Source organism: Psychrobacter aquaticus CMS 56, assembly GCF_000471625.1.
Classification (GTDB): Bacteria; Pseudomonadota; Gammaproteobacteria; order Pseudomonadales; family Moraxellaceae; genus Psychrobacter; species Psychrobacter aquaticus.
Genome location: NZ_AUSW01000016.1, coordinates 30035 through 44786, shown reverse-complemented (window position 1 = coordinate 44786; position 14752 = coordinate 30035). Strand labels below are relative to the sequence as shown.

At 41.8% G+C, this 14752-nt stretch carries 13 protein-coding genes and 1 pseudogene; 7 read left to right on the top strand and 7 right to left on the bottom strand.

Annotated elements, in window-relative coordinates:
• Window positions 1-24: 24 nt before the first annotated feature.
• The 5 genes and pseudogenes from M917_RS05170 to pilG form a co-directional block, all read right to left on the bottom strand.
• Window positions 25-1008, bottom strand: coding sequence for a CheR family methyltransferase (locus M917_RS05170; RefSeq protein WP_021813726.1), 984 nt, complete (start codon window positions 1006-1008; stop codon window positions 25-27).
• Window positions 1009-1123: 115 nt separating this feature from the next.
• Window positions 1124-2548, bottom strand: a pseudogene (locus M917_RS05165) (methyl-accepting chemotaxis protein); the annotation flags it as partial.
• 169 nt (window positions 2549-2717) lie between these two features.
• Window positions 2718-3248: a chemotaxis protein CheW gene (locus tag M917_RS05160; protein WP_021813724.1), complete on the bottom strand. Its 531-nt coding sequence runs from the start codon at window positions 3246-3248 to the stop codon at window positions 2718-2720.
• A gap of 3 nt (window positions 3249-3251) precedes the next feature.
• Window positions 3252-3614, bottom strand: coding sequence for a response regulator (locus M917_RS05155; protein WP_021813723.1), 363 nt, complete (start codon window positions 3612-3614; stop codon window positions 3252-3254).
• A 280-nt stretch (window positions 3615-3894) separates the two neighbouring features.
• Window positions 3895-4272, bottom strand: a complete 378-nt coding sequence (gene pilG, locus M917_RS05150) for a twitching motility response regulator PilG (RefSeq protein WP_021813722.1) — start codon at window positions 4270-4272, stop codon at window positions 3895-3897.
• A gap of 690 nt (window positions 4273-4962) precedes the next feature.
• On the opposite strand from pilG, the gene M917_RS05145 reads away from it, so the two are divergent.
• From M917_RS05145 to M917_RS05115, 7 genes are all read left to right on the top strand, one after another.
• Complete coding sequence (locus M917_RS05145; RefSeq protein ID WP_040642036.1) at window positions 4963-6231, top strand: efflux RND transporter periplasmic adaptor subunit; 1269 nt, start codon at window positions 4963-4965, stop codon at window positions 6229-6231.
• Between the two features lie 274 nt (window positions 6232-6505).
• Window positions 6506-7228, top strand: a complete 723-nt coding sequence (locus M917_RS05140) for a response regulator transcription factor (RefSeq protein ID WP_021813719.1) — start codon at window positions 6506-6508, stop codon at window positions 7226-7228.
• Window positions 7229-7293: 65 nt separating this feature from the next.
• On the top strand, window positions 7294-9474 hold the full coding sequence (locus tag M917_RS05135; protein WP_021813718.1) for a sensor histidine kinase: 2181 nt from the start codon (window positions 7294-7296) through the stop codon (window positions 9472-9474).
• Between the two features lie 254 nt (window positions 9475-9728).
• Window positions 9729-10499 (top strand): methionine ABC transporter ATP-binding protein, encoded by a 771-nt coding sequence (locus M917_RS05130; RefSeq protein ID WP_021813717.1) that lies wholly within the window; start codon window positions 9729-9731, stop codon window positions 10497-10499.
• A 19-nt stretch (window positions 10500-10518) separates the two neighbouring features.
• Complete coding sequence (locus M917_RS05125; protein ID WP_021813716.1) at window positions 10519-11205, top strand: methionine ABC transporter permease; 687 nt, start codon at window positions 10519-10521, stop codon at window positions 11203-11205.
• 230 nt (window positions 11206-11435) lie between these two features.
• Complete coding sequence (locus tag M917_RS05120) at window positions 11436-12395, top strand: MetQ/NlpA family ABC transporter substrate-binding protein (RefSeq protein WP_021813715.1); 960 nt, start codon at window positions 11436-11438, stop codon at window positions 12393-12395.
• Window positions 12396-12734: 339 nt separating this feature from the next.
• Window positions 12735-13583: an aldo/keto reductase gene (locus tag M917_RS05115; RefSeq protein ID WP_040642027.1), complete on the top strand. Its 849-nt coding sequence runs from the start codon at window positions 12735-12737 to the stop codon at window positions 13581-13583.
• A gap of 98 nt (window positions 13584-13681) precedes the next feature.
• Here the strand turns inward: M917_RS05115 and ccmE are convergent, their stop codons facing one another.
• Together ccmE and ccmD are read right to left on the bottom strand one after the other, a co-directional pair.
• Window positions 13682-14182: a cytochrome c maturation protein CcmE gene (gene ccmE, locus M917_RS05110; protein WP_021813713.1), complete on the bottom strand. Its 501-nt coding sequence runs from the start codon at window positions 14180-14182 to the stop codon at window positions 13682-13684.
• Between the two features lie 342 nt (window positions 14183-14524).
• Entirely contained in the window at window positions 14525-14746 is a 222-nt protein-coding gene (gene ccmD, locus M917_RS05105; RefSeq protein ID WP_021813712.1) for a heme exporter protein CcmD, read from the bottom strand.
• Window positions 14747-14752 lie beyond the last annotated feature (6 nt).

Genomic DNA, 14752 nt, shown 5'->3' with positions numbered 1-14752 from the left:
ATCCTAACTCGTCTAGGCACTAATTTAGGCATTGATTTTTTGCCACACATTGACCTGTGGGTGCGCAATACGGCGCATATTCGAAGGACGCCAAAACAACGCCTCACCTGGAGCCAATATAATATACCCACCTAACGCACACTGCTTTGATAGGCGAGCCAAAATATCACGCTGATCAAACTTACGGAAATATAGCAGCATATTTTGACAAATAATCACATGCTGAAGATGCGTGGTGGGTGGTTCTTGCTCAAAAATATTATGTAAAGCGAAACGAACATACTGCTGCAAGATAGGCGCAACTTGCCAGTGCATCTGAGTGCTTGCTCGCGTCTCTTTAAAAGAAGACGAGTCAAGAGTATCTGATTCGTTTATCGCATTCGCATTTTGCAATGGCTGAACAAATTGTTGACAGTGTTGGGGAATTAAGGACTGCTGGCGCTGCTCATACTGCCCTAACCGCGCTTTTAAAACCGCCTGTTGGCTGACATCAGTACCCAATATCGCATAGTTTGTCAATTGCTCCGCTGCCAAGCTCATCGCCAGCGACCACGTTTCCTGTCCTCTAGCACAACCAACGCTCCAAATGCGAAACAATTCATCAGCACCATGTTCATTAATACTGTCATTATTACTATCAGTATCGGCAATAGCAGTTGGTTGCTGATGCTGTAACGCACACTGTGTGGCAAAATCTATAGAAGGTATGTGACGAAAGAAACGACTTTCATGAATCAATACTTTATCTAACAATTTCTGACGAATCTCATCATTGTTTGGTAATTGATACCACAATTTTTGAGCGGTCAGTCCATACGATAATGCCGTATGGTCAATTGCATTTATCAACCATTGCAGTTGGATATCTGGTAGAACAAAACCAATCTCTTGCTCTATATACCGTTGCCATTGCTGCACATCAAAATCGCCCGACCGCATCAAAGTTTTGACTGATGCAGGCTTGGTTGTCTGAATATGTTCGCTGTTTGGTTGAATAAGATTATTCACGTCACCTGCTATGATTATTGCGGCACGTCATCACCACTCATGCCGCATTTTGGTTAACACACCAGTATGGAAGATGACCAATCACCTAGTAATGATTTAAAATCAAAATTTATTATCAAGCACTTTTTGACAAGGTTTTTTCTGTGTTCAGCATGTCATTATCTAACAATACATCATCATTTGTTACTTTAAAGCCCGTCACTGACTCTTGTAGTGCTGCTGCCATTTCGCTCAGCTCACCAATAGAGCGCGCGGTTGCCATCGTACCAGATGAGGTTTGTGAGGTAATGTCTTGAATAATATTCATAGTGTGAGAGATGTGTCCAGCAGATTCAGCCTGCTGCAATGCAGCATTGGAGATGTTTTGAATCAAGTCCGCCAACGTGTTAGAAACGCTCTGCACTTCTTCTAGTGCTTCACCTGCATCCTTTGCCAAACGAGCGCCGCGGACAACTTCGGAGGTCGTTGACTCCATCGACATAACCGCTTCGTTGGTATCTGCCTGAATGGTTTTCACCAATGTTTCGATCTGTTTGGTGGCGTTTGCTGAGCGCTCAGCAAGACGTTGAACCTCATCAGCAACCACCGCAAAGCCTCGACCAGCTTCCCCAGCCATCGATGCCTGAATCGCAGCATTCAATGCCAAAACGTTGGTCTGATCCGCAATATCATTAATCAAACCAACGATATCACCAATTTCTTGCGACGACTCACCTAGACGTTTGATACGTTTTGAGGTTTCTTGAATCTGATCTCGAATAACGTTCATACCTTCAATAGAACGTTGTACAACCGCTGCCCCATTATGAGCGATGGCAACTGAACGCTGGGCAACTGTCGCAGATTCTGATGCGTTGTTTGATACTTGGTCAATAGACACGGTCATTTCATTAATAGCCGCTGACACACCCGCAATTTCTTGTGCTTGATGTTCAGATGCTTCAGCAAGCTCAACCGCATTCATCTGTGTTTGCTCTGAAGATTGCGAAACACGATCTGCTGTATTGTTAATAACCAATACTAACTGACGTAATTGGTCAATCGCAAAGTTCACTGAGTCAGCAATCGCGCCAGTAAAGTCCTCTGATACGGTCGCATTAACCGTCAAATCCCCTTCTGCCAAATCACCCAATTCATCAAGTAAACGTAGAATGGCTATCTGGTTTCGTTCGTTTTCTTCTTGAATTTGACGCGCGCGCTCAGACTCTGCCTCTGATTCTTGACGGCGACGCAGTGTTTCTTTTTCAATAAGTACCCGTTCTGACCCACCATGCTGCTTAAGCAATTGGTATAAAGCAAACAGAATGCCTAATGCCCCGATTACAAATATTATTACTGGCAAAACAACAGCTTGATTAAAATCAGCTAAATGCTGACTCACTGACGATAACGAATTGACCAGCCAAATCAGACAAGCTCCACTTAATAAAACAAAAAACCCCAATAACAATTTCCATAAGTTATTGGAATTATCACTATCAGCCATTGTCTTAGTCGTACCAGTCACAGGTTTTTTTATAGCATCACTCATCGTACGTATTCCTTTCAAACAATCGTCAAAGTCTTATCGTGACTGACTTTGACAATCGTACTGTTATAAAAACAACAGTGATTAACAAAGCCTGTATGAATGCTGATATCCAACTGTATCATGTCATTCGCCATTATTTCATTATCGTTCTAACAACCAAATATCTTATTATCGACAGCTATATAGCAGCATTAGCATACTGTGAATCTTGGGCGAGCAAGCTTGGCATAAAAACGTACCAATCCTGTTCATTTTTCAAAAATTTGCCATGATTATAAGGCGCAAACGGCGAACCGGGCTCGATTGCTTCTGCACGGTATTGGTCACGAGTAAATTGCTCAATACCAATAACTTGATCGACTACCAGTCCTGAAAAGAAATTATCATGGTCGATAACAATGACTTTGCGTTGACTCATTTGCGTCAAGCGACTAGGAACCTGTAAAAACTGAGACAAATCTGTTATTGGCAACAGACGTCCGCGTATATTAGCCATGCCCAGCATCCAAGGCTTTACTAAAGGCAAGCTCGTATACTCTGGCATGGCCAATACTTCTGATATCTGACCCATCGGAGCAACCAATCGCTGTCCACCAATCTCAAATACCACACCTTGCCAGTCATACTCTTGCCCACCGCGGCGACCACTCTTGCGCGCGCGGGCCAAATCTGCTAAACGCAGAAGCTCAATAAATCCTCTGGATGCCACAATCTACTCCATTACTTTGCGAATGATATTGACCAATCCACTTTCATCAACTGGCTTGGCCATATACTCTTTAGCACCTTGACGCTTACCCCAGACTCTGTCTGTTTCCTGATTTTTAGTACTAATCATAATCACAGGAATATGAGCAGTGGTTTTACCACGAGTGATTTTTCGAGTAGCCTGAAAGCCATTCATCTCAGGCATGACCACATCCATCAAGATAACATCTGGCAGATGATCCATTGCCATTTGACAGCCTTGCTCACCATTTGTCGCCTCTAATACTTTAAAATTATTTTTAGCAAGCAGGTCACGAAATTTCGCCATTTCAGATGGTGAGTCGTCAATGACTAAGACGGTAGTCATAGTAATTTCCTTTCTTTTTCGAAGATATCATTAAGGATATATTAATATATTATTGAGACAAACTGATTAAAAATAACCTGCCAAAATAAATGGCAAAATGACTTTTCTCACAGTTGTGATTAAATATTGCGCCATTATCAGTTATGATAACCAGTACTAAATATATTCACTGTAAAGCCAACCTATACATATACATAAATATATGTGCATCAATCATGCCAATCTGTAAGGCTGAATTCAGCTTTAGCTGTATATTTATAGATATACCTATCCATTCATACTAGCGATACTGATTGATTGCCTCAAACAATTCATCTTTACTAAATGGCTTCGTCAAGTACTCATCAGATCCAACGATACGACCTCTTGCTTTATCAAATAAGCCATCTTTAGACGACAACATAATCACAGGCTTATTGGCATAATCAGGATTATTTTTTATCAACGCACAAGTCTGATAACCATCTAAACGCGGCATCATAATGTCTACAAAGATAATATCTGGGTTGTTATCAACAATTTTTGCTAAAGCATCAAAACCGTCAATCGCGGTCACTACTTCACAACCAGCTTTTTGTAACAAGGTTTCTGCGGTACGGCGAATGGTTTTTGAGTCATCAATTACCATCACTTTTAAGCCATCAAAATTATTTTCCATTATCATTGTCCTATAAACGACTATTTATGCGTAACGCTCTTTATTGATACAAATGATTAACTGTTATCTCAAATTATCCTACCATTTATGATGGGATTGATAAGAACGGCTAAATTTGCATTGCTATTTTTATGACAGTGAAACTTTCATCTATCAGTATCTGCCTCTCAAACACAGCGTCAACATGGGTTACTATACGCACTTTCTTATTAATAAGCTTACTAAATTGAGCGTGTTTTTTATCTTTTTTGAATGAATTATTTCGCTTTTATACTCGTGCATTAAAACCGTATTTGGTTCAGGCGTCATTTAAAGCGTCTCATAACAGCTTGATAACTATTGTTGGAAATAAAAAGCCCAAATCAGAAAAACCCTCAGCTTTATGATGTTTTTGTATTATATAGAAGCGATAATCACATTGCTGGATAATTTTGTTTTGTAATAAAAATGTATCAGTCTATTTCGTTATGTTTGTTTTATCACAGTTATCGACCTTTTTCCAGTCATTAGTGAATCAATGTTCGCACTGATCAGTAATATTCTCGACCGATTTACCTTATTAGACGCTATAGTTTGACTGTCTGTATGGATTAATAGCCTTATTTCTCTAAGTGTCATCCACATTGGGCAATTGTTTCACCTCATTGCAATTCACTATATAATAAAACCATGATTATTCTGGTGACTGCTATGACAGCTTCTAAATTTTTAAAAAACAGCATCTATTTGCTCAGTGCTTTATCGCTTGCTGCCTGTCAGCCATCATCGCCGACTGATGAACCAGTCACGTCCGAAAACAGTGAAACCGTAGACGCTCCTGTTGTCATTACTGCTGATAGCGTTACCATGACACCCGATCATATATTAAGCATAAAACCTTCGCGTTATCAGCCAAGTTTGGGGTTGCAAGGCCGTATCGAACCCATCAAACAGACCAAGCTTATTGCAGCACATCCACTCGTTGTCGAAAAAGTACTGGTCACTAAGGGTCAATGGGTAGAAGAAGGTATGCCTTTAATGATTGTGCGACGTTTGGCTACCACAGCCATTACCCCTTCGCCAACCGAACAGTCCGATCGAGAGAATACATTGGCTAGCGATGCAAATGATACCCAGTCAGAAGATAAACAAGAAAAAAACACCACGCTCAATCTCGAATCTGCTCAGCCTACAACTGAAGACAGTACGGCGACCATAAACAATACGGCAACCACAAAAAGCATCTCATCTGATAAGAAAGAGCCATTAAAAGCAGAGTCTGCCACAAATAATATAAATGACAATTCTAGTGCAAATACGGTAAATACCACTGACAGTGCAACGAATTCGACATCACCGTATACTTTAGTCACTGTCCGTGCCAGCTTTTCGGGGCGCGTAGAAGACTTATATATCAAAACAGACCAAACACTAACGGCGCGCACACCACTATTACAACTGAGGGATGAGACGCAATTACATTTTATCGCCACCCTACCTATTCAAGCAAAACCGCAGCTCTCGGTTGGTCAGACCGTTAACTTTACTGCTGAAGGAATGTCAGACAAATTTACTGGTCAGGTCAGTAAGCTGACAGCGACCAGCCAGCCTAAAAAACTTTTCGTTTATGTGGAAGTGGTCGAAAATAAGACCAGTCGTGACATACTGATGCCAGACATGAAGGTCACAGGACGCGTTGATTACGGTCAAATAGACGTGGGTACAATTGTGCCTAAGCGCGCACTTCATGATGTTGACTTGACAGAATTACAAAAGCCACCATATAAACCGCTTAGCCCTTTGACCGCTAACGTGTGGATTATTGGACAAGATCAGCGTTTGATTCGCCGGCCTATTGAGGTAGTTGAGTACAGCCCCATTACAGACCAATATTTAATTGCGGGTATTAGTAACGACAGCTTAATTTGCTTAGCTGATTTACCGGTTGATTCTAAAGGCAAAAAAGTCATTGTTTCATAGCCATTCATGCTGACAGTTACATTGTGTAGAAACATTAACAAAGGCTCTCTTGTTTTGTAACTGCATAATTAGGCAATATGACCGTATTATATATCATTAACCGAGTATTTAACCGCCTGTGTCTCACTAGCCAAACACAACAGGTTAAGAGTTTATTAGAAAATTTAGAGCGTTGATCGTTTAAATGCTTGAGAAGCTGATGTACTTATCATGATATAAAACAGTAGAGCACGTTAAGTTTTGACAAACCATAACAACAACTAGAGGATAAACCATGAGCAAGCAAATTTTATTAATTGAAGATGATCCCGATTTAGCTGAATTAATCAGCGACTACCTGACAATGAACTATTATGATGTGCATCATGCAGGACTCGGTCAGGAAGGGCTTGATTTATTGGACGCCAAAGAGCGGGATATCGATTTGGTCGTGCTTGACTTAATGCTACCTGATATGGACGGCATGCAAGTATGTCAAAAAATCCGTGGCAATAAAAACAATATGACCAATAAAGTACCAATTATCATGCTGACCGCAAAAGGTGATACGACAGATCGCGTACTAGGTCTTGAGATGGGTGCGGATGATTACATCGCTAAGCCATTTGAGCCACGTGAGCTTCTGGCGCGTATTCGTGCTGTCATTCGTAGGCATGAACAGCCCAATCAAGCAGACAGCCAATCAGACAGCTTAACTTTTGGTCGTTTGAGTGTATTCCCTGACAGTCATGAAGTGACTATCGATGATGAACCTGTCCGCCTGACAACGCATCAATTCCAATTATTGCATTACTTTGCCACCCATTCTGGTAAAGTCTTAAATCGCGAGCAGCTTTGGCAAGCCATGCCAAATGATGACAGCTCAGACAACATTGATCGCGCGATTGACGTGCATATCTCACGTCTGCGTGCTTTAATTGAAGACAATCCGCGCCAGCCAAAACGTATTATTACCGTACGCGGTGTTGGTTATCAATTTGCCACTGATCAAGTTTGATCATGGGAAACGGCTGCCTTATAACAGTAAAATCGATATAAACGCCTAATAATAGAGATGGTTTAATGCAGCAGTTGGGATTCCGTTCGGTATTTGCTAAGCTATTTGCCAGCGTGATGCTGGCACTTATTTTGTTTGCCGTAGCCATGGTGCTATTGACACAGCTTGTGCACGACAAAGATGCAGGTATCCGCTCAGAAGTCTTGGCCACACAGATTCTGGGACAAATAGACCCATTTTTGCACGAGCTGAACATCTCCGTTAGTAAGGACAACCGTTTACAGTCACGCTTTATGCTAGCTGTGGTCAAAAAAAGCTTTGATATTTTTGATGAGTCATTACAAGCAAAGATGGGCTTGTATGACAGCGAAGGTCGGTTGCTGATGCAAACAGACAATAGCGATTTACCGCTAGAGCTGCCAGAGCCTCCTTCTCTACTATCACGCGTTTTCCCTTCATTTACAGACACGCCTCCTACCAAACAAGCCCAAGTGTATAGCAGTACAGGCTATACGCTTTTGTACGAGTCACGCTTGCCACCCAAAAAGCCGGTACTCTCTGCCGCCTTAAATTTATTCACTGGTACGCTACTACTGCTAATGATTATGGCAGGCGTACTGTGGTGGATTGCCCGTACCATCACATGGCGTATCAATCAGATGAGTCAGCAGATGACACAATTGGGTGATGGCGACTTTACGGTGCGCGTTAATGCTCGCGGTAATGATGAGATTGCCTCATTGGCACGCGGATTTAACCAAGCGGCGCAAAAGATCGAACACCTTATCGATGCCAATAACTTATTATTAGCACATGCCTCTCATGAACTGCGCACCCCCATCACTCGCATTCGCTTACAAATCGAGATGATGGATATGCTGACGGGCGCGCTACCCGCAGACACCAAGGCAAAATTCGATAAACGCGCGCAAGCGATTAATCGTGATTTATCTGGACTCAATGATCTGGTAGAGAGCATTTTATTGGTTAGTCGTTTAGATGCTGGCCATGCCTTGCAACAAGTTGAAAGCTTAGACTTATATCACTTAGTGAACCAAGAGCGGCAACATTATCCTGAAGCCACGTTGATTGGTGAGCACATCGTCATTGATGGTCAGTCGTCAATGTTGACCCATTTGATTCGCAATTTATTAACCAATGCCATGCTACATGGCAAACCTCCAGTGACGGTATTGCTGTATGGGGTTCAGACTGTTGATGAAGCTAATACTGTTCCCGATTATTTATTGCAAACGGTGCTTTGCCATAGTTTCGCTGATTATAATAGTTCAGATTTTATATATGATGAACAGAGTAATATCAACGAAGATGTGTCGCAACACCTATTGAGTTTAGACGAATCCGCTACTTCTAATACGATTGATAATGTTAAATTTGAGAAAACAGATTCGACCCCTTTATTGCCAGCACCACCTATTTATAAAAATGGGGAAAGTATGGCGACTAATGGTGACAATGAGGGAGATGCTAGGCTAGATAGTGATACTCGTACTGATGCTGAGAGCCCTACCAGTGTGATATCACCAATATCTACCTCTCCTAATACTCCAAAAGATTTGGACGCTGTACAAAAATCAGAAAAAAGTAGCGCCATATATGAAACCACCAGCCATGAAGCCACGGGCACCTCATCATTGCTCGCTAACTATTATAGCTTTACCACTGATTTGACTGACAGAATAAAAAAGGTCATGTGGAAAGCCGTTCCTGACTCTGAAGCGAGTAACCACTCTGAAAGTGCGGTCACTGGTGATATGACGCCTAAGCCTAAAACCAGAATGATAAGTGGAAATATCAGTGCACGCAAAAATGATGAGGCTCATATAACAGACAAAACTATGGTGGATTCAACTGTCATTAAAAATGAGTCAAAGGCTAACGTTCAAAATGAAATTGAGACAGCGAGTACACCACGCAAAGAAAGTTTATTTGCCAAGCATATAAAGAAAGCCAAAGCCGAACCTGTACGCCCATTACCAAAATATGCAGTATTGGCAGTTATTGATGAAGGCACAGGCATTCCTGAAGACAAACGCGAAGAGGTATTTAGCCCATTCGTACGCTTGCAGCAAAAAAATAAAGGTTCTGGTTTGGGCTTATCTTTGGTTTCACAAATCGTCACTGCCCATCAAGGGCGTATTCTCACCGACACTCTGAATGGTCATACTAGATTTTTGGTTGTCATACCAGTCAAACACGATCCTCATTACCACCAGCATGATTAGTAAATTTCCATGCTAAATAAGTATTTCCCTTCAGATTAGCAACGAAACCTACCTTCTTCAAAAGCCTTATGATTAATAGCTATTAATCATAAGCGGTTCACGGATGCGAATATCCAAAGCGCTCGATAATATGCTATATTAGCGCCCCTTGTTATAGGGTTATTGACTGTTGTTTTTTAATTGGCTGCTTATATTGTAAAAAAGGCTGATGACACGTTTATAACTATTAAAAATTATTGAATTTTGAGCCCTCCATGAATGACATGATTGTCTTAAACGATGTGACCAAAAGTTTTTTAAGCGACCGCTCAATCAAAGATAAAGACGGCAAACCGCATTGGTTTACTGCTGTTGAGCCAACCTCTCTGTCTATTCAGCAAGGTGAAATCTTTGGCCTCATGGGCTATTCAGGTGCAGGCAAATCTACTTTGCTACGCCTGATTAATATGCTTGAGCGCCCAGATTCTGGTCAAGTCATTATCGATGGTACCGATTTAACCACATTGTCTGCCAGTGAGTTGCGTATCGCTCGGCATAATATTGGCATGATTTTTCAGCAATTTAACCTGATGTCAAATCGTACCGTCTTTGACAATGTCGCTTTTAACTTAACCGTTTCGGGCTATCCGAGTCGTGATATTCACAAGCGAGTCATGGACTGTCTTGAGATTGTAGATTTGACGGATCGTGCTGGTCATTATCCTGCGCAGCTATCAGGTGGACAAAAACAGCGGGTTGGTATTGCGCGAGCGATTGCCCCAAGTCCAAAAGTATTGTTGGCTGATGAGCCGACCAGTGCTCTTGATCCTGCCACGACCCGCAGCTTGCTGACTTGTCTACGTGATATTAATGAGCAGCTGGGCGTGACCATTGTGATCGTCACTCATGAGATGAGTGTGATTCGTCGGCTTTGTGATCGTGCAGCGTTATTGCATCAAGGGCAACTATTAGAAGTGGCTGAGGTAAGAGACGGTCTGATTCAGGCAAATACTCCGATTGGCAAAGGTTTGGTCGTTGAGGACTAATGAGGCAGGAGAAATAGATATGTTAACTGGTACTGAATTATCCGCCTCGATAGACAAGCTGTTTGCACTGCGCAAAGAGATTGTGGATGCGTTTATCGATACATTTATCATGCTTGGCATTTCGACGACCGTCGCTATAGTCATCGGCGGACTGTTTGGCGTGTTTTTGTTTTTATCCAGTGACCGCCAGTTCTTACAGAATAAGACACTTTATGGCGTACTTGGTGGTATCACCAATTTTATGCGTGCTTTTCCTTTCGTCATTTTGATGATTGCTATGAGTCCTTTTACCAAAGCCATTGTTGGCACTGGTATCGGCCCTATTGCTGCCTCGTTAGTATTAGCAATCGCTGGTTCGTTTTATTTTGCCCGTTTGGTCGAGCAAAATTTACGCGAAGTGCCGCGCGGTATAATTGAAGCCACTGAATCTATGGGCGCACGTCCTTTTACGATTATCAAAGTCTTACTCAATGAGGCACGTTCAGGCCTGATATTGTCAGTGACCATTCTCTGTATCAGTCTGCTATCTTATTCAGCAGCGGCTGGTATGATTGGTGGTGGCGGTTTGGGTGATTTGGCCATTCGTTACGGCTATTATCGTTATCAAACTGAAGTGATGATTTTTATCGTCATTGTACTATCCATCATGGTCATCGCGATTCAAGCCTCTGGTAATTGGTTAGCCACTCGCTTGGATAAACGTTAAAAGCCGTATCAAGATAAAAGATTAAGAGTGCACAAGCAGTGCTTATTATGAATAATACTCAAGGTTTAATGCCGATTCATCCTAAGCAAAATACTTGACTTTGTTACTGAGACCCTTTAATTTTGTCACTAATTTAATACTCATTCATTTAGCAGCATTACTATCCCTAATGTTGCTTTTTTTAATGGCACATTTTGCCTACTATATATCCCTCTTATTAAGGAAATCCCATGAAATTAACAGATATCAGCCGCCAATTGGCGACTGCATTTGCTGCTGTTGGCGTATCAGGCTTAGTGTTGGTTGGTTGCAACAATTCATCAGCACCAGAAGCGACTAAACAGCCCGTTACCGAAGGCGCAACGGCAGAAACTGCCGCTAGCGATATCGATCCTGAGCATACAAAAATCGTTATTGGTACCACCGAAGGTGACTTTGCTGATATGGTACGCAACCAAGTGAAGAGCTCACTTGAAGCGCAGGGCTATGAAGTAGAACTGGTTGCCTTTACGGATTATGTTCGCCCGAACCTTGCGTTGGCTGAAGGTGATTTGGACATCAATATTTTTCAGCACAAACCGTACCTTGATAACTTCAAGAAAGAAAATAACCTTGATTTGGTTGAAGCATTCCAAGTACCAACCGCACCACTTGGCATTTATTCTGGCAAAAAGACCAGTCTAGACGCAGCTTATAAAGGTATGAGTGTTTCTGCCCCAAATGACCCAAGTAACTTTGCTCGTGCTCTTGTGATGATGAATGATCTAGGCTGGATCAAACTAAAAGACAACATCGATCCATTGACTGCTTCAAAAGCCGATATCGCTGATAACAGCAAATACGATATTGAAATCGTTGAGTTGGAAGCTGCTCAACTACCACGTGCCCGTGATGAAGTTGACTTTGCGGTCATTAATGGCAATTATGCCACGGATTCTGGTATCAAATTGACTGAAGCATTATTCCAAGAGCCAAGCTTTGCTTATGTCAACTGGTCGGCCATTAAATCTGCTGACGCTGGCAAAAAGTGGGTCGAAGATGTGACAAACGCTTATAATTCAGAAGCTTTCAAAAAGTATGCTCATGAAACCTTTCCCGGTTATAAATATCCAAAAATCTGGGGAACCGATCACAGTGCGAACACAGACACTGCTGCGAACACAGCACCAGTAGAAGCTGCTGCTCAATAAAGTTTTGAACCACAAAATGCCGTAAATTTATAAGTATTATAGTGATTACCAACGTCCATGGCTTAACAGCGATGGACGTTTTTTATGGCATCAATTTTGTGCTTATGTCTCTTTTAAAAATGCGCTAATAACTCTCTGATTACTAAAAATGACGTTACAGCCTGTTTGTCCTTTGTAGGAAACCGTCACCTACCCTTTCGTTTTGCCTCGCTTTTTTCTATAGTAGACGAGCTAAAGAGCACTCAGTCAAATCGAGTATGACTGTTGCTCTATTTCAATCGGTCTTATGAATCAGAGTATATGAAACATCATAAAATCATTAACGATAAGGATAATAATATGAGTACAAAAAATTATAATATGCGTACAGCTGGACAAGCAAGTATTCCAGTACTAGGACTGGGCACTTGGCAATCAACAGGCCAAGACTGTATCGACGTTGTCAAAAAAGCCTTGGAGATGGGTTATGAGCATATTGATACTGCTCAAGCGTATGACAATGAAAAAGAGGTAGGTCAAGGCATCAAACAATCAGGCGTGGCTCGTGACAAGTTCTTCTTGACTACGAAGATTTTTCCTGATGACATGAAGTTTCAACCAGAAAAGTTGGTCGAAGCAGCCAAACGTTCTTTAGAAAACTTAGAGACCGATTATGTCGATCTCTTGTTGTTACACTGGCCTGATGATCGCGTGCCATTATCTGAAACCATCCCTGCTTTGTGCGAGTTGCAAAAACAAGGATTGACCAAACATATCGGTGTATCTAACTTTAATATTGCTAATATTATTGAAGCAAAAGAGTATGCCGATGTACCGATTACGGTCAACCAAGTTGAGTTTCATCCATTTATCAAACAACACACCTTGCAGACTTTTTTGAATAACCATCATATCCTCCTCGAAGCCTACTCTCCATTGGCACGTGGTGATGTATTTGATAATGACACCATCAAAGAAATTGCTGATGCACACAATGTCACGCCAGCACAGATATCATTGGCTTGGATTTTGTCAGACAAACATCGCGTAGCTATTCCAAAAACGTCTAATCCTGATCATTTGCAAGGAAACTTGGATGCTATCAATGTGGTACTAAGTGCAGAAGAGTTAGAAAAAATTGGTAGTTTAGCGCGCGCCGATGGTCGCAAAATCAAACATCCTGATTATAGCCCTGTATGGGATGATTAGTAGCTGATAGTCATTTATAAGAAAGCATTAAAAAGCCACCGATACTCTCGGTGGCTTTTTATCAATCTATTTTAGGATGGGACAGCTAAACAAACTTACTATTGTTGCAGCGTCTGAGTCTCATGAAGTTTTTGGGCAGGATTGTACTGCTCAGAAGAAGGCACAACCCCGTTACGATTGTTCTCCTTCATAGACTTAGCGACTTCAGGCGGCATATAGTTTTCATCGTGTTTGGCCAATACTTCCCCAGCGACAAACGTATCACCTTGCATTTTACCAGTGGCGACGACGCCTGAGTTTTCAGCAAACAAATCTGGCAAGATGCCTTGATAGGTCACCGGCACTGTCGACTGAAAGTCAGTAATAGCAAACTCAACATTCAGTGGATTGTCTGCTGCTCGTTGGACACTACCCGCAACCACCATACCGCCTGCGCGAATACGTTTGTCTTGGGGCGCTTCACCTTGCGCAATAGCCGTAGCGTCAAAGTAGTAATCGGTCTGTTGCCCAATGGCATAAAGCACCAACACCACGGCTATCGCCGCTCCTGCAAGCGTAAACATAACCCACATCAGTTTTTTGCGACGAACTGCGTTCATACCACTACCTCATTGATGAGTCACTGTTTTACAAACTACCGTCAAAGCCTTTATAAATGGTTACGGCATTCACTTTGCTGACTGTACTCAGCGTACAATTTGCGCACGCTTGCCCCGTACTCATATTAAATGGCTTTGATAATATTAATCGATAAAACAGAAAATATTGAAGACACTACGATTAGAAAAACTTTTTAAGAATGTCTTTCTAGTCGTACGCTTCTAATAACTATATGGTAGCATTTTTTCTATAAATCAATAAGCCCCATCACAACTTATGCGGTCACATATTGATGATTGTATTATAAAAAAATTCTATAAAACCATGGTGTTAAGCGTTTTTTAATCGGTGCGCTTGTCTGTTGGCGACTGTGTTTTAGCCGTACGTTGTGCTTGACGTGCTTGCTGGATAGTGAGCTGTTTGATCAGTGCTTTTCTTTGCCTACGGCTATACAGAATAAAAACCAGCATCATGCCAACGGTAATAGCCCAGCATGACCAGACAAAAACCCCATGCTTACCCATGGCAATAAATTCAGAAAAGCTATAAAAATAGGGCTGCATAATAAT